The organism is Acidimicrobiales bacterium (assembly GCA_035540975.1).
Taxonomy (GTDB): Bacteria; Actinomycetota; Acidimicrobiia; order Acidimicrobiales.
The window spans coordinates 23,463-47,590 of the sequence record DATLFN010000016.1 but is presented as its reverse complement, the minus strand read 5'-3'; the positions used below and the strand labels follow the sequence as shown (position 1 = coordinate 47,590).

28 protein-coding genes and 1 tRNA gene are annotated in these 24,128 nt (G+C 74.0%); 8 read left to right on the top strand and 21 right to left on the bottom strand.

Going from position 1 to position 24,128, the window contains the following annotated elements; all coding sequences use genetic code 11:
• Nucleotides 1-7 precede the first annotated feature (7 nt).
• The 5 genes from pth to VM242_02615 all read right to left on the bottom strand — a co-directional run bounded on the left by pth (nt 8) and on the right by VM242_02615 (nt 3,583).
• Nucleotides 8-562: an aminoacyl-tRNA hydrolase gene (gene pth, locus VM242_02635; protein HVM04045.1), complete on the bottom strand. Its 555-nt coding sequence runs from the start codon at nt 560-562 to the stop codon at nt 8-10.
• A 51-nt stretch (nt 563-613) separates the two neighbouring features.
• Nucleotides 614-1,297, bottom strand: coding sequence for a 50S ribosomal protein L25 (locus VM242_02630; protein HVM04044.1), 684 nt, complete (start codon nt 1,295-1,297; stop codon nt 614-616).
• 113 nt (nt 1,298-1,410) lie between these two features.
• Complete coding sequence (locus tag VM242_02625; GenBank protein HVM04043.1) at nt 1,411-2,382, bottom strand: ribose-phosphate diphosphokinase; 972 nt, start codon at nt 2,380-2,382, stop codon at nt 1,411-1,413.
• The gene (locus tag VM242_02620) at nt 2,379-3,485 is read right to left on the bottom strand and encodes a sugar phosphate nucleotidyltransferase (protein ID HVM04042.1); all 1,107 of its coding nucleotides are present in this window, start codon (nt 3,483-3,485) and stop codon (nt 2,379-2,381) included. The genes VM242_02625 and VM242_02620 overlap by 4 nt, the downstream gene beginning before the upstream one ends.
• A gap of 25 nt (nt 3,486-3,510) precedes the next feature.
• Nucleotides 3,511-3,583: transfer RNA gene (locus VM242_02615), tRNA-Gln, on the bottom strand.
• A 31-nt stretch (nt 3,584-3,614) separates the two neighbouring features.
• On the opposite strand from VM242_02615, the gene VM242_02610 reads away from it, so the two are divergent.
• Nucleotides 3,615-3,713 (top strand): AURKAIP1/COX24 domain-containing protein, encoded by a 99-nt coding sequence (locus VM242_02610; protein ID HVM04041.1) that lies wholly within the window; start codon nt 3,615-3,617, stop codon nt 3,711-3,713.
• Nucleotides 3,714-3,753: 40 nt separating this feature from the next.
• Here the strand turns inward: VM242_02610 and VM242_02605 are convergent, their stop codons facing one another.
• The 5 genes from VM242_02605 to metG all read right to left on the bottom strand — a co-directional run bounded on the left by VM242_02605 (nt 3,754) and on the right by metG (nt 8,461).
• Entirely contained in the window at nt 3,754-4,449 is a 696-nt protein-coding gene (locus VM242_02605; GenBank protein ID HVM04040.1) for a 4-(cytidine 5'-diphospho)-2-C-methyl-D-erythritol kinase, read from the bottom strand.
• Nucleotides 4,416-5,249, bottom strand: coding sequence for a 16S rRNA (adenine(1518)-N(6)/adenine(1519)-N(6))-dimethyltransferase RsmA (gene rsmA / locus VM242_02600; protein ID HVM04039.1), 834 nt, complete (start codon nt 5,247-5,249; stop codon nt 4,416-4,418). The genes VM242_02605 and rsmA overlap by 34 nt, the downstream gene beginning before the upstream one ends.
• A gap of 40 nt (nt 5,250-5,289) precedes the next feature.
• Complete coding sequence (locus tag VM242_02595) at nt 5,290-5,769, bottom strand: septal ring lytic transglycosylase RlpA family protein (GenBank protein HVM04038.1); 480 nt, start codon at nt 5,767-5,769, stop codon at nt 5,290-5,292.
• 318 nt (nt 5,770-6,087) lie between these two features.
• Nucleotides 6,088-6,840 (bottom strand): TatD family hydrolase, encoded by a 753-nt coding sequence (locus VM242_02590; GenBank protein ID HVM04037.1) that lies wholly within the window; start codon nt 6,838-6,840, stop codon nt 6,088-6,090.
• A 121-nt stretch (nt 6,841-6,961) separates the two neighbouring features.
• Nucleotides 6,962-8,461, bottom strand: coding sequence for a methionine--tRNA ligase (metG, locus tag VM242_02585; GenBank protein HVM04036.1), 1,500 nt, complete (start codon nt 8,459-8,461; stop codon nt 6,962-6,964).
• 50 nt (nt 8,462-8,511) lie between these two features.
• On the opposite strand from metG, the gene VM242_02580 reads away from it, so the two are divergent.
• Nucleotides 8,512-8,787, top strand: a complete 276-nt coding sequence (locus tag VM242_02580) for an AbrB/MazE/SpoVT family DNA-binding domain-containing protein (GenBank protein ID HVM04035.1) — start codon at nt 8,512-8,514, stop codon at nt 8,785-8,787.
• On the opposite strand, the gene rsmI is transcribed toward VM242_02580, so the two are convergent.
• The 4 genes from rsmI to VM242_02560 form a co-directional block, all read right to left on the bottom strand.
• Nucleotides 8,725-9,567 (bottom strand): 16S rRNA (cytidine(1402)-2'-O)-methyltransferase, encoded by an 843-nt coding sequence (gene rsmI, locus VM242_02575; GenBank protein HVM04034.1) that lies wholly within the window; start codon nt 9,565-9,567, stop codon nt 8,725-8,727. The genes VM242_02580 and rsmI overlap by 63 nt on opposite strands.
• Nucleotides 9,564-9,899, bottom strand: coding sequence for a DUF192 domain-containing protein (locus VM242_02570; protein HVM04033.1), 336 nt, complete (start codon nt 9,897-9,899; stop codon nt 9,564-9,566). The genes rsmI and VM242_02570 overlap by 4 nt, the downstream gene beginning before the upstream one ends.
• Before the next feature lie 9 nt (nt 9,900-9,908).
• Entirely contained in the window at nt 9,909-10,985 is a 1,077-nt protein-coding gene (ychF, locus tag VM242_02565; protein HVM04032.1) for a redox-regulated ATPase YchF, read from the bottom strand.
• Between the two features lie 152 nt (nt 10,986-11,137).
• Nucleotides 11,138-11,989 (bottom strand): glycerophosphodiester phosphodiesterase, encoded by an 852-nt coding sequence (locus VM242_02560; protein ID HVM04031.1) that lies wholly within the window; start codon nt 11,987-11,989, stop codon nt 11,138-11,140.
• Between the two features lie 26 nt (nt 11,990-12,015).
• Here VM242_02560 and VM242_02555 point away from each other — a divergent pair, with 26 nt between their 5' ends.
• A complete protein-coding gene (locus tag VM242_02555) occupies nt 12,016-12,627 on the top strand; it encodes a hypothetical protein (protein ID HVM04030.1) in 612 nt (203 codons plus the stop codon).
• 12 nt (nt 12,628-12,639) lie between these two features.
• On the opposite strand, the gene VM242_02550 is transcribed toward VM242_02555, so the two are convergent.
• The 4 genes from VM242_02550 to VM242_02535 all read right to left on the bottom strand — a co-directional run bounded on the left by VM242_02550 (nt 12,640) and on the right by VM242_02535 (nt 16,328).
• Nucleotides 12,640-13,593 carry a DUF3097 family protein gene (locus tag VM242_02550; GenBank protein HVM04029.1) on the bottom strand — a complete coding sequence of 318 codons (954 nt, stop codon included), beginning with the start codon at nt 13,591-13,593 and terminating at the stop codon, nt 12,640-12,642.
• A gap of 111 nt (nt 13,594-13,704) precedes the next feature.
• Entirely contained in the window at nt 13,705-14,523 is an 819-nt protein-coding gene (locus tag VM242_02545; GenBank protein ID HVM04028.1) for a hypothetical protein, read from the bottom strand.
• A gap of 773 nt (nt 14,524-15,296) precedes the next feature.
• Nucleotides 15,297-15,539: an HNH endonuclease signature motif containing protein gene (locus VM242_02540; protein ID HVM04027.1), complete on the bottom strand. Its 243-nt coding sequence runs from the start codon at nt 15,537-15,539 to the stop codon at nt 15,297-15,299.
• A gap of 114 nt (nt 15,540-15,653) precedes the next feature.
• Nucleotides 15,654-16,328: a hypothetical protein gene (locus VM242_02535; GenBank protein HVM04026.1), complete on the bottom strand. Its 675-nt coding sequence runs from the start codon at nt 16,326-16,328 to the stop codon at nt 15,654-15,656.
• Between the two features lie 98 nt (nt 16,329-16,426).
• Here VM242_02535 and VM242_02530 point away from each other — a divergent pair, with 98 nt between their 5' ends.
• Nucleotides 16,427-16,603: a hypothetical protein gene (locus VM242_02530; protein ID HVM04025.1), complete on the top strand. Its 177-nt coding sequence runs from the start codon at nt 16,427-16,429 to the stop codon at nt 16,601-16,603.
• Nucleotides 16,604-16,646: 43 nt separating this feature from the next.
• Nucleotides 16,647-17,465: a class I SAM-dependent methyltransferase gene (locus VM242_02525; protein ID HVM04024.1), complete on the top strand. Its 819-nt coding sequence runs from the start codon at nt 16,647-16,649 to the stop codon at nt 17,463-17,465.
• 21 nt (nt 17,466-17,486) lie between these two features.
• On the opposite strand, the gene VM242_02520 is transcribed toward VM242_02525, so the two are convergent.
• The 3 genes from VM242_02520 to thiL form a co-directional block, all read right to left on the bottom strand.
• Nucleotides 17,487-19,121 (bottom strand): ABC-F family ATP-binding cassette domain-containing protein, encoded by a 1,635-nt coding sequence (locus tag VM242_02520; GenBank protein HVM04023.1) that lies wholly within the window; start codon nt 19,119-19,121, stop codon nt 17,487-17,489.
• Between the two features lie 147 nt (nt 19,122-19,268).
• A complete protein-coding gene (thiD, locus tag VM242_02515) occupies nt 19,269-20,078 on the bottom strand; it encodes a bifunctional hydroxymethylpyrimidine kinase/phosphomethylpyrimidine kinase (GenBank protein ID HVM04022.1) in 810 nt (269 codons plus the stop codon).
• Nucleotides 20,075-20,986, bottom strand: coding sequence for a thiamine-phosphate kinase (gene thiL / locus VM242_02510; GenBank protein ID HVM04021.1), 912 nt, complete (start codon nt 20,984-20,986; stop codon nt 20,075-20,077). The genes thiD and thiL overlap by 4 nt, the downstream gene beginning before the upstream one ends.
• A gap of 56 nt (nt 20,987-21,042) precedes the next feature.
• On the opposite strand from thiL, the gene VM242_02505 reads away from it, so the two are divergent.
• The 3 genes from VM242_02505 (at nt 21,043) to VM242_02495 (ending at nt 24,096) form a co-directional block, all read left to right on the top strand.
• Nucleotides 21,043-21,276 (top strand): hypothetical protein, encoded by a 234-nt coding sequence (locus tag VM242_02505; GenBank protein HVM04020.1) that lies wholly within the window; start codon nt 21,043-21,045, stop codon nt 21,274-21,276.
• A gap of 56 nt (nt 21,277-21,332) precedes the next feature.
• On the top strand, nt 21,333-23,129 hold the full coding sequence (locus VM242_02500) for a phosphoenolpyruvate carboxykinase (GTP) (protein HVM04019.1): 1,797 nt from the start codon (nt 21,333-21,335) through the stop codon (nt 23,127-23,129).
• Between the two features lie 64 nt (nt 23,130-23,193).
• Nucleotides 23,194-24,096, top strand: coding sequence for a sulfite exporter TauE/SafE family protein (locus VM242_02495; protein ID HVM04018.1), 903 nt, complete (start codon nt 23,194-23,196; stop codon nt 24,094-24,096).
• Nucleotides 24,097-24,128 lie beyond the last annotated feature (32 nt).

The following is a 24,128-nucleotide window of genomic DNA, read 5'->3' as shown; positions in this document are numbered from 1 at the left end:
AGGTGAATCAGGCGGGGGCGGCGTTGAAGCGGTTCATGGCGGCCGCCGGGCCCTCGGCCAGGACGGCCTCGACGGCGTCGGCCGCCTCCTCCACGGCGACGGCCAGCAGCTCGCGCTCCGCCTTGCCCGGCGCCCGCAGCACGTGGTCCACGCCCTGGCGCCGGCCCGGCGGCTTGCCGATGCCGATGCGCACCCGGCAGAAGGCGTCGGTGTGCAGGTGGGCCTTGATCGACTTCAGCCCGTTGTGGCCGGCCAGCCCGCCGCCCACCTTGACCCGGATGCGGCCGACCGGCAGGTCCAGCTCGTCGTGGACCACCACCAGCCGGGTGAGGTCGTCGATGCCGAAGCGGCGGACGAGGGGCGCCACCGCCATGCCCGACTCGTTCATGTACGTCTGCGGGAAGGCCAGGGCCAGGCGGCGGCCGCCCACCCGCACCTCGTCGACCAGCGCCAGCTCCCGGCCCTTGCGCAACCGGCCGCCGTGGCGGGCGGCCAGGAGGGCGACGACGTCGGCCCCGGCGTTGTGGCGGGTACCGGCGTACTGCGTGCCCGGGTTGCCCAGGCCGACGGCCAGGAGGTCGGCGGGGGTGCCCGTTCGGGGCCCGGCCAGGTGCTAGCCCTCGCCGCCCTCGGACGCCGCGGTGGGTGCCTCGCCACCCTCGGCCTCGGCCTCGGCCTGGGCGGCCTCGGCCTCCTGGGCGGCCTCCTGCTCGGCCTCGGTCATCAGGTCGGCGTCGGACACCTGAGGCGGCTGGGCGACCACGACCGTCACCTCCGGGTCGGTGTCGGTGGTGACGCCCGACGGCAGGGGCAGGTCGCCGACGCGCACGGTGTCGCCGATGGCCAGCCCGCTGATGTCGATCTCGATGCTGTTGGGGATCCGCGCCGGCACGGCGTGCACCGTGAGGCCGAACAGCTGCTGCTCCACCACCCCGTCGCCCCGGTGCACCTTCTCGGCCTCGCCGACCAGCGCCAGGGGGACCTCGGCGGAGATCACCTCGTCGCGGCGCACGACCTGGAAGTCGACGTGCACGACGGTGTGGCGCACGGGGTGACGCTGGAGCTCGCGTGCCAGGGTGAGGTGCGACGCCCCGTCCACCTCGATGTTGAGCAGGGCGTTCAGCCCCGAGTCGGTGGTGAGGGCGGCGCGCAGGGCGCGGGCGTCCACGGCGACGGGCAGCGGCTCGATGCCGTGCCCGTACACCACGCCGGGGATCTTGCCGGCGGCGCGGAGGCGGCCCGACGAGCGCGACCCCAGGGCGCGCCCGCTGTCGGCGGAAAGGGTGATCTCGGCCATCCCGGGAGTCTACCGACCGTCCGTGCGGCACCAGCATCCGCCCAACCCCCGGGCGGCACCGAGCGGCTCCGTGCCGTGCTGGTCGCTCGCCTCGGCCCCTCGGGGGCCGTCGTTCACGACTGGTTGTCGCCGCCGAAGATGTCGGACACGGAGGCATCCTCGAACACGGCGTCGAGGGCGTCGGCGATGATCCCGGCGACCGAGAGCACCTCCAGCTTGTCGATCTGCTTCTCGGGGGGCACCGGGAGGGTGTTGGTGACCACCACCCGGGCGATGGGCGAGTTCTTCAGGCGGTCGACGGCGGGGTCGGAGAGGACCCCGTGGGTGGCCATGGCCCACACCTCGCCGGCGCCCCGGCTGGTGAGGATCTCGGCGGCCGCCACGATGGTGCCGGCCGTGTCGATCATGTCGTCGATGAGGACGCACCGCCGCCCGGCCACGTCGCCGATGACCTCGCGCGCCTCCACCACCCCGGAGGACCGCTTCTTGTGGACGATGGCCAGGTCGGCGCGCAGGCGCTGGGCGAACTTCTCCGCCACCTTCACCCGGCCGGCGTCGGGCGCCACGATCACCATGCCCTCGGGATCGTGGCCGAGCAGGTACTCCACCTGCACGGGCATGGCCGTGAGGTGGTCGACGGGCCCGTCGAAGAATCCCTGGATCTGCCCCGAGTGGAGGTCGACGCTCACCACCCGGTTGGCGCCCGCCGCCTGCAGGAGATCGGAGACGAGCTTGGCGGTGATCGGCTCGCGGCCCTCGGCCTTGCGGTCCTGGCGGGAGTACCCGTAGTAGGGGCAGACTGCGGTGACCCGCTTGGCCGACGCCCGCTTGGCGGCGTCGATCATGATGCACTGCTCCATGATCGAGTCGTTCACCGGGCCCGAGTGGGTCTGGATGATGAACACGTCGGCGCCCCGCACCGACTCGTTGAACCGGCAGTGGATCTCGCCGTTCGGGAACTGCCGCAGGTTCGGCTCGCCCAGGCGCACGCCGAGGTGGGCGGCGATCTCCTCGGCCAGGGACCGGTGGGCCCGCCCCGAGTAGAGCTCGAGCCGCTTGGTGGGGACGACCTCGAGCGTCGTCACGGGCGCTCCTGCACGTGCGGGACGGCCGAGAAGAACGGCCCGGTGACCGTCCCCGGCTCGACCCGGGACCCGGGCGCCAGCGACGCGAACGGGCCGACCCGGGCGTCCGCCCCGATCTCGGCCTGGCGGCCGACGGTGTGCTCCACCACCGCGCCCTCGGCCACGGCGCAGTCCACCAGCCGGCAGTCCGGGCCCAGCTGGGCCCCGGCGGCCACGACCGTCCGGCCCTGGAGCACGGTGCCCGGGAAGAGGGTGACGTCGGTGCCCAGCTCGACGGTGGCGTCGATGTACGTGCGAGCCGGGTCGAGCATGGTGACGCCCCGCTCCAGCCACATGCGGTTGGTCCGGTTGCGCAGCTCGGCCTCCGCCACGGCCAGCTGGGCCCGGTCGTTGACGCCGGCCGCCTCCAGCGGGTCGCCGGCGAGCAGGGAGAACACCGGGTAGCCGGCGTCGTGCAGCACCTCGATCACGTCGGTCAGGTAGTACTCGCCCTGGGCGTTCTCGGGGCTCAGCCGCCGGAGGGCGGGCGCCAGCACGCTGCGGCGGAAGCAGTAGATCGACGTGTTGACCTCGTCGATTGCCCGTTCCTCGGGGGTGGCGTCGGCCTCCTCGACGATGCGGGCGACCCGGTCGTTCTTGTCCCTCACGACGCGCCCGTAACCGGTGGGGTCGGCCATGCGGGTGGTGAGCAGGGTGGCCGCCGCGTTCTTCTCGCGGTGGCGGGCGAGCAGGTCGGCCACCGTCGACGGCCGCAGCAGCGGCGTGTCGCCGGGCAGGACGACGATCTCGCCGTCGTCCGCATCGTCGTCGGGGAAGGCGGTGAGCGCCACCGACGCGGCGTCGCCCGTCCCCCGCTGCACCCGCTGCTCCACGAAGTCGATGCGGAGGCGGGCCGGCGCCTCCTCGAGCAGCGCCTTGGTGACCCGCTCGGCGCCGTGCCCGACGACCACCACGGCCCGGTCGACGGGGACGGCGCCGAGGGAGTCGATCACGTGCAGGACCATGGGCCTCCCGCAGAGGAGGTGCACCGGCTTGGGCCTCGACGACTTCATGCGGGTGCCCTCCCCGGCGGCCAGCACGACGGCGGAGAGCGGACGGTTCATGGTTCCTTTCTACCGCGACGGCCCGTTGGCGGGGCAGGGATCGAACCTGCGACCTCCGGATCCAAAGTCCGGCGTTCTGCCAGTTGAACTACCCGCCATCCCTCCATCGAGGCTACTGTCCTCCCCGGCATGGGCTCACTGATAAAGAAGCGCCGCAAGCGGATGCGGAAGAAGAAGCACAAGAAGATGCTGAAGGCCACCCGCTGGCAACGGCGGGCCGGCAAGTAGCGACGGCTCCCCCGGACACCGCCCCTGCCGACCGTCCCGACTAGGGACGCTCGGTCCGCGTCACGACCGCACCGCGCACGTCGGGGAAGGCCCCTTCGACGAACCAGGTGCCGCCGCTCCCGGCGAGGACCGGCACGCACTCCGTGGCGTCCCCCAGCGCGTCGCGCCACGCCGCCAGGCGGGGCTCGACCCGCAGGGCGGCCGGCTCCAGGTCGTTGGGGCCGTCGGCGGTCGGCCCCCCGAGGTCGTCCCACGCCGCGTAGACGGCGGGCGTCGACACGTGCAGCGGCGGTGTGAGGAGGGTGTACGCCGCCTCCACGAACGGGAGGGGCTCGACGACCTCGCCCACTCCCGTCACCCGCGCCCGCCCGCCCACCAGGCAGAACGGGACGTCGGCTCCCAGGGCGACGGCCACCGCCGGGTCGGAGCAGCCCGCCCAGCGCAGGACGGCGGCCGCGTCGGCCGAGCCGCCCCCGAGGCCGCCGCCCACCGGGATCCGCTTCTCGAGCCGCACCGCCGCCCGCCGCCCCACCGCCCGCAGGGCGCGGGTGACCAGGTCGTCCGCCGGCAGGTCGGCGCCGACCACCTCCACCCCGTCGCCGTCCGAGAACTCGAGGACGTCGGCCAGGTCGATCGTGGTCATGACCGAGTCGAGCAGGTGGTAGCCGTCACCCCGGCGGCCGGTGACGCGCAGCGTCAGGGTCAGCTTGGCGAGGGCCCGGCGGCGGTCGCGCACTCGGTCAGCCTCCCCCATGCCTCGACGCCGAGCTCCTCGGCCCGCGCCTCGGGCCGGATGGCGGCGGCCGCGAACACCCGGTCGTCGACCACCCCGGCCAGCGCCCGGCGCAGCATCTTGCGCCGGTGGGCGAAGCCCGCCTCGACGAGCGCGAACAGCCGCGCCTCGTCCACCGCCACCGCCGGCTCGGGCCGCCGCGTGACCGACACCAGGACCGACTCGACCTTCGGTTGCGGTACGAACACCGTCGGCGGCACCCGGCCCACCAGCCGGGCCTCGGCCCGGTACGCCACCTTCACCGACACCGCCCCGTACGCCTCCTCGCCCGGCCCGGCGGCCAGGCGCTCGCCCGCCTCCCGCTGCACCATCACCAGCATCCGACCGATCATGGGCGCCCGCTCGAGGAGGGTGAGGACCAGTGGCGTCGCCACGTTGTAGGGCAGGTTGGCGACGAGCACCCATGCTCCGCCGTCTCCGAGCAGCTCCGCCCAGTCGAGGCGCAGGGCGTCCGCCTCGACCACCCGGACGCCCGCCCGCTCCACGACCTCGCGCAGCACCGGCACCACGTAACGGTCCAGCTCGACGGCGACGACCGATGCGCCCGTCTCGGCCAGCGCCAGGGTGAGCGACCCCAGGCCGGCGCCGATCTCGACCACCCGGTCGCCGGGCCCGACGGCCGCCAGGCGGGCGATGCGGCGCACCGTGTTGGGGTCGACCACGAAGTTCTGGCCCAGCGCCCGGCTGGGGCGGATCCCGCTGCGGCGGAGGAGATCGGCGACCTCCCGCCGCGTGAGCGTCACCCGGCGCGGGGGCCCGCCGGGCGCCGGGGGGGACGGGGCCTCACCACTCGATCTTGACGTCCACCACGCCTTCGTGCGAGCCGGTGAGCTGGGCGAAGTCCACCTCCGACAGGTCGACGACCCGCCCGTCGATGTACGGGCCGCGGTCCGCCACGGTGCAGATGACCGACCTGCCGCTCGCCAGGTGCGTCACCCGCACCCGGGTCCCCTTGGGGATCGTGCGGTGTGCGCACGTGCCCGGGGCGGCCGCCACGTACCACGACGCCTTGCCCACCTCCTGGCCGGCCACGAACTGGGCGGCCGTCGTGGTCGTGGTCGCGGGCTTGGCCGTGGTCGTGGTGGCCGGGGCGTGGGTGTGGGTGGTGGTCGTGGGCTTGACCGTCGTCGTGGTCGCCGGGGCGTGCGTGTGCGTCGTCGTCGTCGGCTTGACCGTGGTGGTCGTCGCCGCTCGTGCCTCCGTGGTCGTCGGCGCCTTCACCGCCAGCGGGACGGGGACGGCGATGGTCGACGGCGCGGTCACCGGCAACGAGATCGGCGGCCTGGCACCGGCGTCGCGCGCCGCCCGCGACGAGCCCGGGCGCTCGAGGTCAGCGGCGCTCAGCCGGGTGGCCCCGGCCCCTGGAGCGGGCGACTCTCGATTGGTTCGTGCGATGAGCGCGGGAATCAGCAGAAGCCCGGAACACAGCAGCAGGGCAACCACAACCCGCCTCACCTGAGCATGTTCCAGCCTCAGGTCCTCCCCTTGTGGCGCTGGGGGGACCCTAGGTGGAGCCGACAGCTACCGCAACTTCGGCGGGCCGACAAGGGGCTACCGGGCGCAAGCGGGGGTTGCGGACCGCTAAAGGCCGAAGACCCGTCCGGCGTTGTCCCAGGTGACCGCCTCGACCTCCTCGACGGCGACCGCCCTGGCCGACGCCACGGCGGCGCCCACCACGGGCAACAGCTCGGGCCGGTTGGGCTTCCCGCGGTGGGGAACCGGGGCGAGGAACGGCGAGTCGGTCTCCACCAGGAGCCGGTCCAGCGGGCAGAGGGCCGCCGCGGCGCGCAGGTCGTCGGCCGCCTTGAACGTGACGATGCCGCTGAACGACAGGAAGGCGCCGACGTCGAGCGCCCGGCGCGCCTCGGTGGGGCCGCCGGTGAAGCAGTGGAAGACGGTGCGGGCGGGGGCCCCCTCGGCGGCCAGCAGGTCGAAGGTGTCGTCCCACGCCTGGCGGGTGTGGATCACCAGGGCCAGGCCCCGCTCGTGCGCCAGGGCGATCTGGGCGGCGAACGCCTCCCGTTGCGCGGGGCGGGGCGAGTGGTCGTAGTGGTAGTCGAGGCCGCACTCGCCGACGGCCACCACCTTGGCCTCGCCGAGCAGGGGGACGATGGTGTCAACGCCCAGCTTGGCGTCGTGGGGGTGGAGGCCGACCGTCGCCCACACGCCGTCGTGGGCCTGCGCCACCGCGATGGCGGCCGCCGACTGCGCGGCGTCGGTGCCCACGTCGACCAGCCGCGTGACGCCCGCCCGCCGGGCGTCCGCGACCACCTGGGCCGGGTCCGCCCCGAGGCCCTCGAACGGGACGTGGCAGTGGCTGTCGGTCCATGCCATCAGCCCGGCCGGGGCCCCGACCCCGGCCTCCTCGCCGAGACGGGGGCCCCAGCCCCGTCCGGCGCCGTCGACGCCATCAGCCCGGCCCGGGGCCCCGACCCCGGTCTCCTCGCCGAGAGCGTCACTTGCGGGGGAACAGGGGCGGGCCCTTCTCCACCGGGAGCCCACCCGGGTAGCCCCCCCACGCCGCCGCCCGGGGCAGGTGCTCGTCGCCCGGCACGCCCGGCAGGCCGATGCGCCGCCACACCTCGGCGCACGCAGCCGGCATGGCCGGGGTGGCGAGCACGGCGACGATGCGCAGCGCCTCGAGGGCGTCGCCCAGCACGGCGTCGACCTCGGGCCCGGGCTGCGCCTTCCACGGCTCGTTGGCCTCGAGGTGGGCGTTGGTCTCGCGGATGAGCCGCCACGTGGCGTCCAGCGCCTCGCTGGGCGCCACCCGCTCCCACGCCCGCGCCGCGTCGGCGAAGGCGGCGGCGGCCACCGGCGCCAGGGTGCTGCCGGCGGCGGGGGCCGGCCCGACACCGCCGCACTTGCCGTTGACCACCGTCGAGACGCGCGACAGCAGGTTCCCGAGGTTGTTGGCCAGGTCGGCGTTGTAGCGGGAGACCATGCCCTCGTACGAGAACTCGCCGTCCGGGCCGAACGGGGTGTCGCGCAGGAAGTGGTAGCGGAAGGCGTCGACACCGAACTCCTCCACCAGGTCGGCGGGGGCGATGGCGTTGAGCCGAGTCTTCGACATCTTCTCGCCGCCCACCAGCAGGTACCCGTGGACGTGGATGTGGGCGGGAGGATCGAGCCCGGCGGCCAGCAGCATGGCCGGCCAGTACACGCAGTGGAACCGCACGATGTCCTTGCCGATCAGGTGGTGCACGGCGGGCCACCACGCCCGGAACCGCTCGTCGTCCTCGCCGTAGCCGATGGCCGTGGCGTAGTTGATGAGCGCGTCGTACCAGACGTAGAAGACGTGGCCCGGCGCCCACGGCACCTGCACGCCCCAGTCGAGCGACGTGCGGGTGATGGACACGTCCTGGAGCCCCTGGCGGATGAGGCCCAGCGCCTCGTTCCGCTTCGACTCCGGCGTGACCGCGTCGGGGTGCGCCTCGTACCAGTCGAGGAGCGCCTGCTGGTACCGGCTCAGCTTGAAGAACCAGTTCTCCTCCTCGAACATCTCCACCGGGCGGAGGTGCACCGGGCAGCCGCCGTCGACCAGCTCGCCCTCGTTGTAATAGGCCTCGCACGACACGCAGTACGGGCCCTGGTAGGTGCCGAGCTCGATGTCGCCGTTGTCGTAGATGCGCTGGAGGAAGGCCCGGACGGCGCGGTGGTGGCGCTCCTCCGTCGTGCGGATGAAGTCGTCGTAGGAGATGTCGAGCAGCTTCCACGCATCACGGAAGCGCTCGCTCGTCCGGTCCGCCTGCTCCTGGGGCGACAGCCCGTTCTCGGCCGCCTTGCGGGCGACGTTCAGCCCGTGCTCGTCGGTCCCGGTGAGGAAGAACACCTCGTCGCCCACCAGCCGGTGCCAGCGGCAGAGGGCATCGGCGGTGACCGTGGAGTACGCGTGGCCGATGTGGGGCGCGTCGTTGACGTAGTAGATCGGCGTCGTCGCATAGAAACGGCCCACGTGCCTAGGCTATAGACGGCAGCGGGGGAGGCTCGATGGTTTCGACCGGGATGGCACGCAAGGTGGACGACCTCGGGCGGATCGTCCTGCCGGTCGAGATGCGGCGCATGTTCGGGATCCGCCCGGGCGACGAGCTCGAGATCGCGGTGGACGGCGCGTCGATCCTCCTGCGCAAGATCGAGGCCCGCTGCGTGTTCTGCGGCGACGCCGGCGGGCTGCGGCCGTACCGCGACAAGCAGGTGTGCGGGTCGTGCTGGCACGACCTAGTGGCCGGGCAGCCGGCGCGCCAGCTCGTAGACGCGCCGCTTGGCGACGGCCAGGTCTGACGCCACGGCGGCCACCGCCGCCCGCCGGTCGTCGCCCGCCGCCATCCGGTCCACCAGCGCCTCCGCGATCTCCTCGTCGGACGCGTCGGCGGGCGGCGGGGCGCCGCCCACCACCACCACGTACTCACCTCGCGGCGCCCGGTCGGAAAGGTCGGCGACGGCCTCGCCGAGGGTGCCCCGCCACACCTCCTCGTGCAGCTTGGTGAGCTCGCGCGCCAGCGCCACCGGCCGGCCGTCGCCGCACGCGGCCGCCAGGTCGGCCACCGTCTCGCGCACGCGGTGCGGCGCCTCGTACAGCACCACCGTGCGCGGCTCGCCCGCCAGCGCCGCCAGCCGCCGACGCCGGGGTGAGCCCGTGCGGGGCAGGAACCCCTCGAACACGAACCGCTCGCAGGGCAGCCCGCTCGCCACCAGCGCGGCGACCACCGCCGACGGGCCCGGCACGACGTCCACCGGCAGCCCCTCGGCAGCCACCGCCGCCACCACCCGCTGGCCGGGGTCCGAGATGGAGGGCATGCCGGCGTCGGTGACCAGCGCCACCCGGGACCCGTCGCGCACCAGGGCCGTGATCTCCTCCGCCCGCTGGGCCTCGTTGTGCTCGTGCACGGCGACGAGGCGCCGGCCGGTGACGCCGGCCGCCGTGAGCAGGGCGCGGGTCCGGCGGGTGTCCTCGCAGGCGATGACGTCGGCGCCGGCCAGCGCCTCCACCGCCCTCGGGCTCAGGTCCCCCAGGTTGCCCAGCGGCGTGCCGACCACGACCAGCGCGGCCTCACCCGTCACCCGTCACCCTTGATCTCCAGGCGGTCGCCGGGCTTCAGCCCCCATCGCTCGAAGGCACCGGCCTCGGCCTCCACCACGCACCGGGCGCGCAGGCGGGGCCGGCTCACCCGGAACCGGCCCATGGTGATGGTGTCGACCACCGTCAGGTCCTTGTCGCAGAAGGCGACGTCGATGGCGAACCTCATGCCGACGGTGTGCACCGACCGGGCCGGCCTGATGAGCATGGCCCCCTCGATGCCGTCCCGCCCGAGGAGGCCGCGGGAGCGCCCGGCGAACCCGTCGGCCACCTCGATGGCCGCCAGCACCTCACCGTCACGCAGGAGCCACGCCATCCCGAGCCCTCACACGTTGAAGCGGATCTCGAGGACGTCGCCGTCGAGCACCTCGTAGTCCTTGCCCTCCACCCGCAGCCGGCCCGCCTCCTTGGCGGCGTGCCACGAACCCAGCGAGAGCAGCTCGTCCCAGCGGATCACCTCGGCCCGGATGAAACCCCGCTGGAGGTCGGAGTGGATGACGCCCGCGCACTCCGGGGCGCGGGCGCCGGCCCGGAACGTCCACGCCCGCGACTCCTTGTCGCCGGTGGTGAGGAACGTGCGCCGGCCGAGCAGGTGGTAGGCGGCGCGGGTCACCCGGGCGAGAGCGCCCTCCCCCAGGCCGAGGCCTTCGAGCAGCTCGGCCCGCTCGGCGGCGTCCAGGCGGGCCGCCTCCGCTTCCAGCTGGACGCACACGCCGAGCACGTCGGCACTGCCGCCGAGCGCGTCGGCCACCGGCTTGACCGCCGCGTCCAGGTCGGCGACGTCGTCCTCGCCCACGTTCACCACCGCCAGCACCGGCTTGGCCGTGAGGAGGAACGACGGCTTGAGGGCGGTCATCACGTCGGCGGGCAGCGACGCCCGGTAGAGCGGCGTGCCGGCCTCGAGCACCTCGCCCGCCGCCTCCAGAGCGGCCACCTCGGTGCGCGCCACCGGGTCGTTCTTGGCGGCCTTGCGCCGGCGCCCGACCAGGTTCTCGACCGTGGCGGCGTCGGCCAGGACCAGCTCCAGCTCGAGGACCTCGAGGTCGTCCACCGGGTCCGAGCCGCCGGGCACGGTGTCGTCCTCGAACGCCCGCAGCACCAGGCAGATGGCGTCGGTCTCCCGGATGCCGGCCAGGAACCGGTTGCCCATCCCCTCGCCGGTGGACGACCCGGCGGTCAGCCCCGCCACGTCCACCAGCTCCACGGTGGCCCGCACCGTCTTCCTGCTCCTGGACATGGCCGACAGCGCGTCGAGGCGGGCGTCCGCCACCTGGGCGACACCCACGTTCGTCTCCGTGGTCGAGAAGGGGTGGGGCGCCACCGCCGCGCTGCCGCCGGTGAGCGCGTTGAAGAGCGCCGACTTGCCGGCATTGGGCAGGCCGACGATCCCGAGTCGCTCCATTCGGCGGAGGCTACCTGCGCCCGCTACGGTGCTCAGGCCATGTCGAAGAAGACCAGCAAGCGCAAGCAGCGAGCCACCAAGAAGGCCAACCACGGGAAGCGGCCCAACGCCGGGCGCTGACTCCACCGCTTCCCGCCGCCGAGCCGTGCCGGTTACGGCGGCTCGGGTGCCCCCGTGGCGGCGAGCACCACACCGAGCAGGCTGGGGCGGTCGGTCATGATCCCGTCGACCCCCGCCGCCAGCAACGCCTCCATCTCGTCGCGCTCGTCGACGGTCCACACGTGGACGGCGAGGCCGGCCCGGTGGGCAGCGGCGACGAAGCGCTCGTCGACCACGGTGACGCCACCGAGGCTCGCCGGCACCTGGAGGGCCACCGCCCGGCAGGGCGGGGGCTCCTCGCCGTTCACGGCCGCGAAGTAGAAGGCGGCGGTGGCGTTGGAGGCGGCGGCGGTGGCGATCTCCGGCGCGGCGGCAGAGAAGGCCGACACGGCGGCGTCGGAGAACGAGGCGACGATGACGTCGTCCGCGCGCCCGTACTCGCGCAGCAGCCGCGCCACGTCCTCCTCGTAGGGCTCCACCTCGGGCGCCGTCTGCTTGATGTCGAGGTTGAGGATCGTGCCGGGGAACTCCTCGAGCACCTCGCGCAAGGTGGGGATGCGCAGGGCGGCGTCGCCCGGCGCCCGTCCTCTGAGCAGGAACTCGGACGGCTCCGCCTCGTGGTCCACCACGGTGCCCGGCACCCACCAGTAGGCGTTGTCGAGCGCCTGCACCTGGGCGAGCGTCATGTCGGCGATCCGGCCCGTTCCCTCGGTGGTGCGGTCGACGGTGGCGTCGTGGCACACGACCAGCTGGCGGTCGGCGGTGGCGTGCACGTCCAGCTCGATGGCGTGGGCGCCCCCGGCGACGGCGTGGTGCATGGCGTGGAGGGTGCTCGACGGGCCCTCCCGGGCGCCCCCCTGGTGGGCGTAGTTCAGGACCCGGCGCTCCAGCCACGGATTGTCCACGCCGCGGGACGGTAGCCTCGACCCGCATGCTCGACCACGCGTTCGTGGAGGCGATCGCCGCCGTGCGCCGGGGCCTCGAGGGGGCGCTCCTCCAGCGCTCGGCGGTCGAGGAGCGCTTCCAGGTCGACATCCTGCTGGGCGACGTCTCCTGGGAGACCTCGTACACGCTGCCCTTCGAGGGCGTCCCGCCCCGGGTCCAGGCCGAGCTGGCCGTCGACTGGTCGGCGTGGAGCCAGGCCGCCTACCGGTCGTGGCGCATCGGCGACCCCGGGGAAGACCCCCCCGAGATCGACGTGGAGGTGGTGCTGCGCATCCAGCGGCTGGCCCGCCAGCCCGACGTGTCGACCGTGCTCTCCGTGCTCCCCGCCGAGGGGCCGGCCGTCCTCGGCGAGCCCCTGGAGCGCGACGACCCGACGGTGGAGCAGCACGTCGACACCGGCACGAACACCTCCCAGTACGCGCTCGAGGTCTCCTACGCCGGCACCGTCGCCCTCGGTGTCGAGGTGCTGGAGGACATCCGCCGCCTGGACGACCACCTCGGTCCGCTCGGGGCGTGGATCGCCTCCGGGCTGGTGCGCCTGGCCGACCTCGACCTCGCATTCGTGCCGCCCGAGATGGAGGGCGGCGGCCTGCGCTGAGGCGCCGCCCCGCTACCGGGGCTGCTCGGCGGGCTCGGTGACGAAGTCGATGAGCCGCTCGACGGCGCCGACCAGCGCCGGCTCGAGGTCGGCGTAGGACCGTACCGACGACAGGATCCGCCTCCACATCAGCGGCGGGTCGCCGACGCCGAGCCGCCGGCACACCCCGGCCTTCCAGTCCTCTCCCCGCGGCACCGCCGGCCAGGCGGACAGGCCGACGGCGGCGGGGCGCACCGCCTCCCACACGTCCACGAACGGAGTGCCGGTCACGAGGACGTCGGGCCCCTCGACGCCGGCCGCCAGCCGGGCCTCCTTGGAGCCGGCCACCAGGTGGTCCACCAGCACGCCGAGCCGCCGTCCCGGCCCCGGGCGGAACCGGGCGACCACGTCGCGGAGGACGTCGACGCCGTCCAGGCGCTCGACCACCACGCCCTCGACCCGCAGGTCGTCGCCCCACACCCGCTCCACCAGCTCGGCGTCGTGCACGCCCTCGACCAGGATCCGCCCGGCGCGGGCGACCCGGGCGGAGCGGCGCTGCACGGTGAACGACCCCGAGGCGGTGGTCGCCGGTCCGGCTGCCCGGTCGGGCCGGGGCGCCACGAGCGTGACGGCTCGGCCGTCGACGTCGAAGGCGCCCGCCGTGTACGGGAAGACGCGCTCCATGCCGGTGACACCCCTCAGCACCACCCCGTCGCGCTCGAGCCGGGCGATCACCCCGGAGAAGCCGCTCGCCCGGTGGGCGGCCCGCAGCCCGGCCACGGCCGCCACCTCGGGGTAGGCGACCTTCGGCTTCGCCGGGCCGTCGAGTGGGCCGGCCAGCAGCCCGGCCCACGGGTCCCACGTCTTCACGGCGAGCGACGGTACCGCCGCCGCCTCGGGCGGGCGGGGATGGTCGGGGGACGTGCGGCTCGAGGCCCGCCCGTGGTCGGTGGGCACCATGAGCCGGCGCTCGTCTCCCTCGGCCACGTCGGTGCGCCGGCCCCGTGCCGCTCCTCCCGGCGGCTGCCGGCGCCCTCGAAGGTGAACGGCACCGTCTGGTCGGAGTCGCCCACCGTAGAGCGGCGGTGCCACCTCAGATCAGAGCTCGACGTCGATGACGATCCTGCAATGGTCGCTGGGCCCCCACTCCTCAGGGTCGTTGAGCGCTCTGGCGCTGACGCGGTCGGCGATGAACTTCGACGCGAACACGAAGTCGAGCTGCCGCGTGGCGGTCGCCGGGTTCTGACGACTGTGGTGGTAGGTCGGAACACACTTGCTGTCCTTCGGAAGCTCGTCGGGCCAGGGTTCCGCCTGTCGCCCGGCAGGGTGTTGAGGCCCGAGGAACGTCAGCTCCAACGCCTCGGCTCGTGCGAACACGGTGTCGTAGCGCGCCTTGTTGTACGCCGCTCCGTTCTCCCCGTAGCCGTACAGGATGTTCCAGTCGCCTGACACGACGACTGGTTCGCGCCGCTGGTTCCACAGCAGCGGAGCGAGGTCAGAGAGGACTCGGTGCGCTGAGCCGTCCGCCCACATGGGCGACTCCTTGCCGAAGTACCGCTCCCACGGTGCATACACGCTGACAGCGGTGAACCGCGGCGCGCCGTCGACGGACACCTTTGCCGCCGTGCTGGTGCCGGACCGGCTGATCGGCAAGACGCTGGGGTCTTCGCCGTGGATGTCCCCGCTGATGATCGGCTCGAGTGTGATCCGGTCGGACAACGGCAGGATCGCAGTGCGCCACGGACGCTTCTCCCATCCGGCCGTGGACCAGGTGTCGGTGCCGCCCGGGAGCACCTTGGACTTCAAGTCGCCGGTCGGCTCAGGCACTTCCTGCAGCAGGCCGACGTCGGCGCCACTCGTGGCGAGCTCTTGCCAGAGCGCCAGCTTGTTGAGGTTCCAGGAGATCAGACGGATCACATCTCCACGGTACGCACGCCGTGTGACACCTGCCTGGCGGGGGCGGGCGAGAGTCACCCGTCGCCAGCGTCCAGGACACCCCGACCAACGGCGGTCAGGCAATGTCGGGAAAACCCTGGTACCGCGTGGTCGGGGAGGCAAGAGCCGTCGCCCTGGCGTCGTTGCCTCGGCCACCTGACATCCGGCGCGCGGTTTGCGTGCCGACCGCTCGGAAATGTCAGCGGCGCCACGAGCGACGACGTGTCTGGCGCGCCGCGCTCGGGAACGCCCGACCGGTCGGGCATGGGACCAGACACAGTGGGGATGTCGAGATCAGGCTGAGAATGAGAGTCGAGTCGCGCTCGTTTCTGACACGAAACCTCGGCTCGGACCGTTCGGCCAGGCTGATCTGTTTCGTGGACATGGCATGGCGGAGATCGAAGAAGGCCTACCCGACGTGGGGCCGAGTGGAGTCGGATTCGGCGGGCGGTGCCCAGAGTGTGGAACGGGCTTGGCCGGTGTGAGGGCGCAAGATGTTGGCTTGGTGACCGGTCATTCCCCAGTGCCCCAGGCACGGGGAGTGGAGTCGCGAACGGGAGCGGGCCTGGGGCGATCGGGCCGCCGTAGGAGCCCCATGCATGGACAAGCTGATGCGCCGCCTCCCCTGGACGCAGTGCCCGATCAGCAGGCGAATTCGCTGCAGCGCGCTAGCGCGCACCTGCTCGCTCACCTAGGTACGGCGGCTTCCGGCCACCGGCCGGCCGCACGCCCGGAAGGCGCTCGCGCCGGCGCTGCTACGCCCCCGGCGGTGGTCCCCGGTGGCGGGCCCGGTTGTGGAACCCGCAGGCCGGTCTGCCGTTGGCGGCCACCGTGCGCCCGCCGGCCGACCAGGGCTCCAGGTGGTCGACCTGGCAGCGCCCGGCCGGCTCGTCGCAGGTGGGGTGGAAGCACTCCCGGTCCCGTGCCAGCGCCTGCGGCTCGGCCGCCCCCACCTCCTCCAGCACCGCCTCCAGCACCGCCTCCAGCCCGTCGATCACGACACATCGTGCACCTGTTCGATCCACCGGCGCAAGGAGAAATCGTTGCGTGGCCACGGTTTCTGGTCTCCTGACCCCTTGCTCGGCTCGACGAGCGAGTGCAGGTCGCCTCGTTCAGCGCCGGCGCTTGCGTCGCTTGGCCGACGAGTGCCGGGGCCGGGTGCCGGGAGGGGTGAACCGGCCGCTCGGCGGAGGTCGGGGCGCTGCCGGGAGTGGCCCGAGCACCGCCTCGCGCTCGTCGCGAGGGCGAGCGTTGAACCGAGCCATGAAGGCTTCCATCGCTTCGGGATCGTCGGGCCGGACGCCCTCGGCCGACGCCGCCAGCCAGAAGCGCTTGCCGAAGCTGTGGCGGGACGCATCGGCCATGTGGGCACGGAAGCGGCCCTCGATCCGCTCGAGGTGGTCGATGAGCACGTCGGCAGGCTCGCTGCCGGGATCGAGGAGGTCGGTCTCGGCCAGGAACGCGATGAACGCCTTCGCCTCCTCCATGACGTCCCCGAGCTCTTCCGCCTCGGCGATCACCTTGGCGGGATGGAGCTCGAGGTAGAGCTCGTTCAGGTCGTCGCGCGTCCAGCGGGTGAGATGGCCGTCGAGGAAGCCCCACTTGTAGTGCAGCGGCGACTCAGGCGCTTCTCGATCGACGGCGATCGCCTTCTCCGCTGCCCATGCCGCGAACCTTGCCTTGAGTTCGGCGCGCACGAGCTCATATTCCTCGTCGGTGTCCGGGCTCCACCTGGCCTGCCCGTCACTGCTCACCGCACCATCTTTGCCAGTCAGCGGGGCGCTCACCACGGTTCCACCCACGGATGGGTGGGAGAGCCGCGGATTTCTCCTGCGCCCGGGACCGTCACGACCGTCGCACCGGCGCGCCGGCCGGGCGTCGAACGGTGGGGCGGCGGCAGGCACGGGGACCGTCAGCCCGCCGACCAAGCGACCGCCACTCCGTCCGGCGCCTGCTCGAGGACGGGTCGTTCCGGGAGGCGGTGGACCGGGTGGGCGCGGAGATCGCCGCCCTGCCCTCCCCCGCCGACGTGGCCGACCGGCTGCACGCGGCGTACGGCTGACCCGACGTGCGGCGGGCCGGCGCCTCTGCCAGTGTTCGCGTCCGTGACGACCGGAACCTCTACCGAAGGAGCGGGCGGCCGGCCGGGCGACGCCTGGCGCCGGGCCCTCGCCGAGGCCGCCCCGCCGCAGCACCTCGTCGACGCCGCGCCGCCCCGCCCGCAGCACCTCGAGCCGGAGATGTTCCGGTGGCGACCGGGCGACGAGGACGGCGTGCCCATCCGCCCGTCGCGCCGCCGGGTGCTGGAGGCGCTGCCCGAGGGCGGCACCGTGCTGGACGTGGGCGTCGGTGGAGGGCGGTCGAGCCTCCCGCTGGGCGGCCGTGCGAGCCGCATCGTCGGCGTCGACCGGAGCGAGGAGATGCTGGCCTCGTTCGAAGCGAGCGCCCGCCACGCCGGGATCGACGCACGCGGCGTGCTCGGCACGTGGCCCGCCGTCGCCGCCGAGGTCGAGCCGGCCGACGTGGTCGTGTGCCACAACGCCGTCTACGGCGAGGAGGAGATCGAGCCGTTCTTCGAGGCGCTCACCACCCACGCCCGCCGCCGGGTCGTGGTCGAGGTGTCGACGGTGCCTCCACCGTGGGGCCTGGCGCGGGTGTGGAAGGCCGTCCACGGCACGGAACGCCCCACGCCGCCGGTCGCCGACCTCCTGGAGGGGGTCCTGGCGGCCATGGGCCTGGTCGCCGGGCGGGAGGACGTCGTGGTGCCCGGCCAGGCCAGGGAGGTGACGCCCGAGCGGGTCGCCTTCGCCCGGCGCCGGCTCTACGTCGGCGAGGAGCGCGACGAGGAGATCGCCGAGCTGCTGCGGACGCTGCCCCCGGTGGACGTGACGGTCGCCGCCCTGTGGTGGCCGGGAGCCGCCTGACCCGACCGGCTCCCCGTCGCGTCAGCCGACGGTCGACCGGGTGGCGCTGCGGGTGTCGAGCTCGACGGTCCGGGTGACGTGCAGCGCCTCGAGGAAGCGGCGGTCGTGCGTGACGACGAGCAGGGTCCCCTCGAAGTCGTCGAGCGCCTCCTCCAGCTGCTCGATGGCGGGCAGGTCGAGGTGGTTGGTCGGCTCGTCGAGGACGAGGCAGTTGACGCCCCGGGCCATGAGGGTGGCGAGGATGGCGCGGCTGCGCTCGCCCGGCGACAGCTCGGCCGCCGGGCGCTCGACGTCGTCGGCCCCGAGGGCGAACTTGGCGAGCAGCGACCGCCCCTCCGACAGCGGCAGCCCGGTGGCCGCCAGGAACGAGCGGAGCAGGGTCTGCCCGTCCGCCGACGCGACCCGCGACTGGTCCATCTCGCCGACCACCACGCCGGGCCCGAGCCAACGCGAGCCGCCAGCCAGGGGGATGTCGCCCAGGAGGGCCCGCAGCAGCGTCGTCTTGCCGCTGCCGTTGGGCCCGAGGACGGCGATGCGCTCCTGCCAGCGGACCTCGAGGTCGACGGGCCCGAGCGTGAAGCTCCCCCGCTCGACCACTGCCTTCTCCAGGCGCGCCACCACATCGCCGCTGCGGGCGGCCGGGGCCAGGCTGAGCCGTAGCTGCCACCCCTCCCACCGCTTGTCGACGTCCTCCAGCCGCTCCAGCCGCTTCTCCGTGGCCCGCAGCTTCGACGCCTGCTTCTCGGTGCGGTTCTTGACGAAGCCGCGCCGCGCCTTGTCGTTGTCCTTGGGGTCCCGCTTGGCCTTGGCGACACCCTGGTGCGCCCACTGGCGCTGCATGCGGGCCCGGTCGACAAGGTCGCGCCGCTGCGCCTCGTTCTTCTCGAACGCCGCGTACTGCTGCGAGCGGGCCAGGTCGCGCGCCGCCACGTAGTCGCTCCACCCGCCGGCATACTCCACCGCCCGGTGGTCGTGCTCGGTGAGCTCCACGATGCGCTCGACGGCCCGGTCGAGGAAGGCGCGGTCGTGCGACACCAGCACGACGCCCCCCGCCACGGCGTCGAGGAAGCGCTCCAGCTGGTCGAGCCCGGCGAAGTCGAGGTTGTTGGTTGGCTCGTCGAGGAGGAACACCTCGAAGCGGGCCAGGAGGATGGCGGCCAGCGCCGCCCGAGCGGCCTGACCGCCGGACAGCGCGCCCACCTCGACGTCCAGGCGGTCGGCGGGCAGCCCGACACCGGCGACCACGTCGCCCGCCCTGGCGTCGAGGTCGGCGCCGCCCAGGGCGAGGAACCGCTCCAGCGCCTCGGAGTACGCGTCGACGGCGGCCGGGTCGGTGGCCATCACGCTGGTGAGGCGGTCCAGCTCGTCGCCCGCCGCGGTCACGCCCGTCCGGCGGGCCAGGTAACCGCGCAGCGTCTCCCCGGGCCGGGCGTCGGGCTCCTGGGGCAGGTAGCCCACGGTCAACGTGGCGGGCGCCCTCTCGACCCGCCCGCCGTCGGGCTCCTCCAACCCGGCGAGCACCCGCAGCAGCGTCGTCTTGCCCACCCCGTTGGGCCCGACCACGCCGATCCGGCTGCGGGGGCCGACGGTGAGCGAGACACCGTCGAGGACGGTTCGCCCGCCCCTGGCGAACGTGACGGCCGAGGCGGTCAGCACGCCGGCCAGGCTACGGCCGGTTCCCCATCCGGACGCCGGGAAGCGAGGCCGGGGCACGACGCCCGCTCCCGGCGGCAGAGAAGGGCGGTACGCGCCTGAATCCGCCGCCGGAGCGGCGTTCGCCCGCCGCCGCCCAACGCCCGGCGGTCAGCCGCCGAGGCGCTCCCAGCCCGGGTCGACGGGGCCGACGCCCGAGCCGAGGGCCAAGCCGGCAACGATGGCGCGCCGGCAGAAGTGGCGGGCGGCCACGCAGGCGTCGGCCGGGTCCATGCCCCGGGCCAGCTCGGCGCAGATCGCCGCCGAGAGCACGCATCCCGTCCCGTGCGTGTGCCGGCCGGCGATGCGCCCGCCCTCCAGCCACACGGGCTCGGCCGCGCCGCGTGCCACCAGGCAGTCGGGCGACGAGTCGCCGCCCAGGTGACCGCCCTTCACCACGGCCACGGTGGGGCCCATCTCGACCAGGGCCCGGCCCGCCGCCTCCATGGCCTGCCGGTCGTCGACGGCGAAGCCGACGATGCGGGCCGCCTCCGGCAGGTTGGGCGTGACCACCGTCGCCAGCGGGAGCAGCGCCGACCGGAGGGCGTCCACCGCGTCGTCGGCCAGCAGGGAGTCGCCGTGCTTGGACACCAGCACGGGGTCGACGACCAGGGGCCCGATCCGGTTAGCCCGCACCGCCTCCGCCACGACGTGCACCAGCTGGGCCGACGCCAGCATCCCCGTCTTGGCCGCGTCGACGCCGATGTCCGACGCCACGCTGTCGACCTGGGCCCGCACCAGGGCCGGCGAGACCGTCTCGAACGCCTGGACGCCGACCGAGTTCTGGGCGGTGACCGCCACCACCGCGCACGTCCCCCACACGCCGTGCGCCTCGAAGGTCTTGAGGTCGGCGACGACGCCGGCCCCCCCGCCCGAGTCGGTGCCGGCGATGGTGAGCGCGACGGGTCGCCGGCGGCTCACCGGAACTCGTGCTCCCATCCGCCCGCCCCGAGCGGCTCGCCGGCCAGGGTGCGCTCGCCCGCATCGGCCGTGCAGTACCCGAGCCCGAGTGGTTGGGCGAGCCCCGCCTCGGCGAAGGTGGCGGCCACGTGACCGGCGTTGGTGGCGGTGAAGACCAGCTCGTAGTCCTCGCCCCCCGACAGCGCCTCATCCGGGGTGGCGCCGGGCGCCCGGGGCACGGCGTCGAGGGCGACACCGACCCCCGACGCCGCCGCCAGCCGGGCCAGGTCCGCCGCCAACCCGTCGGACACGTCCACCATGGCCGTCGCGCCGGCCGCCCGCGCCGCCCGCCCCTCGGCCACCCGGGCGCGGGGCCGGCGGTGGGCCAGGGCCAGGGGATGGTCGGGCGCCGCGCTCCCATCCCGCAGGAGGCGGAGCCCGGCCGCCGACGCGCCGAGCCGACCGGTGACGAACACCCGGTCCCCGGGCAGGGCGCCCGCCCGCAACACGGGGGTGCGGTGACCGGTCTCGCCCGCCACCGCCACCGAGACGACCAGCTGCCCGGCGCCCACCAGGTCGCCGCCCACGACGGGGCACCCGTAGGCGTCGATCGCCTGGGCCACCCCCTCGTAGAGCAGGTCGACGTCGAGGTCGGGCGGGCCGCACACGGTCATCAGCGCGTACATCGGGCGGCACCCCATGGCGGCGACGTCGCTCACCGCCACCGACACCGCCTTCCAGCCGACGTCGTCGAGCGACACCAGCGAGAGGTCGAAGTGGACACCGGCCACCACGGCGTCGGACGTGAGCACGAGCGCGCCGGCGGGAGGCCCGACGACGGCGGCGTCGTCGCCGATCCACGTCTGGCCCGCCGGCGGTCCGGGGAGGGCGCGCCGCAGCCGGTCGACGACGGCGAACTCGCCCGTCACCGCCGCGCTCCGCTACCGTCCACGCGCCGGAGCGTAGAGGGAGTGGCCAACCAGGCATGCAAGGCGTCGTCAAGTCCTACGATCCGGCCACGGGTGACGGCGTCGTCGTGCGCGACACCGACCGCCGGGAGCTCGACCTCGCTCCCAACGCCCTGGCCGGGTCGATCCTGCGCATGCTGCGGCAGGGCCAGCGGGTGATCTTCGAGCTCGACGGAGAGGGCCGGGCCAGCCGGCTGCGCCTCGGCTCCGAGGTCGACATGGGGGCGCCGCCGGACCCGCCGGCCCTCTGAGAATCCTCGTCCGGGCCATGGCTCCGGCCGGGGCCCCGGGCCTACGATGGGCGGCCATGACGGCTCCCACGCGCAACAAGAAGCTGCTCGCCTGGGTCGACGACGTGGCGGCGCTCACCACGCCCGACCGCGTCGAGTGGTGCGACGGCTCGGCCGAGGAGTACGACCGGCTGTGCCAGCTCCTGGTCGACAACGCCACCTTCACCCGCCTGTCCGACGCCAAGCGCCCCAACTCGTACTGGGCCCGCTCGGACCCCGGCGACGTGGCCCGCGTGGAGGACCGCACCTTCATCTGCTCCGAGTCGGAGGCGGACGCCGGTCCCACCAACAACTGGCGCCCGCCGGCCGAGATGCGCTCCACGCTCACCGGGCTGTTCCGGGGGTCGATGAGGGGCCGCACCATGTACGTGGTGCCCTTCTCCATGGGCCCCCTGGGATCGCCCATCGCCCACATCGGCGTGGAGCTGACCGACTCGCCGTACGTCGCCGTCAACATGCGGATCATGACCCGCATGGGGACGGGCGCCCTCGAGGTGCTGGGCGACGACGGCGCCTTCGTCCCCTGTCTCCACTCGGTCGGCATGCCCCTGGAGCCGGGGCGGCCCGACGTGGCGTGGCCGTGCAACGCCGACAACAAGTACATCGTCCACTTCCCGGAGACCCGCGAGATCTGGTCGTTCGGCTCGGGCTACGGGGGCAACGCCCTGCTCGGCAAGAAGTGCTTCGCCCTGCGCATCGCGTCCGTCATGGCGCGCGACGAGGGGTGGCTGGCGGAGCACATGCTGATCGTGAAGCTCACCAGTCCCGAGGGCGACACCCGCTACGTCACCGCCGCCTTCCCGTCGGCGTGCGGCAAGACCAACCTGGCCATGCTCGTCCCCTCCCTGCCCGGGTGGAAGGTCGAGACGGTGGGTGACGACATCTGCTGGATGAAGTTCGGCCCCGACGGGCGGCTGTGGGCCATCAACCCGGAGGCGGGGTTCTTCGGCGTGGCGCCGGGCACCAGCGACTTCACCAACCCCAACGCCATGCTCACGCTGGCGGCCAACTGCATCTTCACCAACACCGCGCTCACCGACGACGGCGACGTGTGGTGGGAGGACATGAGCGAGGAGCCGCCCGCCCACCTCACGGACTGGAAGGGCCGGGACTGGACCCCCGAGAGCGGCACCCCGGCCGCCCACCCCAACGCCCGCTTCACCGCTCCGGCGTCGCAGGACCCGGCCATCGCCCCCGAGTGGGAGGACCCCAAGGGCGTGCCCATCTCGGCCATCCTCTTCGGGGGCCGCCGCTCGTCGGTGATCCCGCTCGTGACGGAGGCGTTCGACTGGGAGCACGGCGTGTTCCTGGGCTCCATCATGGCGTCGGAGACCACCGCCGCCCAGGCCGGGGCGGTGGGCAAGCTGCGCCGGGACCCCTTCGCCATGCTGCCCTTCTGCGGGTACAACATGGGCGACTACCTCCGCCACTGGCTGGAGGTGGGCCAGGCCACCGACCCGGCGAACCTGCCCAAGCTCTTCTACGTCAACTGGTTCCGCAAGGATGCCGACGGCCGCTGGCTGTGGCCCGGCTTCGGCGACAACAGCCGGGTCCTCGAGTGGGTCTTCGCCCGCACCGCCGGCCGCGGCGAGACGGTGGAGACCCCCATCGGCCGCCTGCCGCTCCCGGGCGCCATCGACATCAGCGGTCTCGACGTGACCGAGGACGACATGGCCGAGCTGTTGCGGGTGGACGACGGCGACTGGCGGGCCGAGGTCCCCTCCATCCAGGAGCACTTCGACCAGTTCGGCGACCACCTGCCCCAGGCGCTGCGCGACCAGCTCGCCGCCCTGGCCCGGCGCGTCGGCGCGTAGGTCGTCCGCTCGCTCCTGCGGGGGCGAACTTGAATTCCCGACCAAATCCATTAGATTTGTGGGGATGCCGGAGGAGCTCCTCGTCGTCTTCCTCGCCGGGTTCGCCGCCTCGTTCGTCGACGGTGCGCTCGGCATGGGGTTCGGCCCGACGTCGTCCAGCATCCTCCTCGGGACGGGGCTGTCCCCCGCCGGCATCTCGATCACCGTCAACCTGGCCAAGGTGGCGGCCGGCGCCACCGCCGCCGTCGCCCACTGGCGGTTCCGGAACATCGACCGGCGCCTGGTCCGGCGCCTGGCCGGGCCCGGGTGCCTCGGGGCTCTGCTCGGCGTCACCATCCTCGCCCGCGTCGACGGCGACCAGCTGAGGCCCGTCCTGTCGGGACTTCTCCTGGTCATCGCCGCCCGCATCCTCCTGCGGTTCAGCCGCCCGCTCCCGGCCTCCGCCGGCGACGCCGCCCCCGACGGTACCGGCGCGCCGGCCGACCTGCGGGGCACGGAGGCGGTGGCGGCCGTCGGCGGAGTCACCAACGGCCTGGTCGGCGCGTGGGGGCCCATCGTGACCCCGTTCCTGCTCCACCGTGGCCTGGCGCCGCGCTTCGCCATCGGCTCGGTCAACACCGCCGAGGTGGCGGTGGCCGTCGTGGCCTCGGGCTCGCTGCTGGCCTCCGTGGGAGGCAGCGGCATCGCCGTCGGCACCGTGGTCGCCATGCTGAGCGGGGCCGTCGTCGCCGCCCCCATCGCCGCCTGGTCCATCCGCTTCCTCCCGGCCCGGGGGCTCGGCGTCGGGGTCGGCGCCGTGCTGCTCGTCACCAACGTTCGAGAGCTGGCCGGCGCGGCCGGCGTCGGCGCCGCCCGCTGGGCCGGCTACGGGCTGGTGGTGGCCGTGTGCGCCGCCTCCGCCCTGCGCCCCCGCCTGCTCCGGCGCAGCCACGTCGCAGACGCCCCGCTCGCCGTGGCCCGCCGGTAGCCGAGCAGCCCCACCTCGTCTCCCGGTGGCGG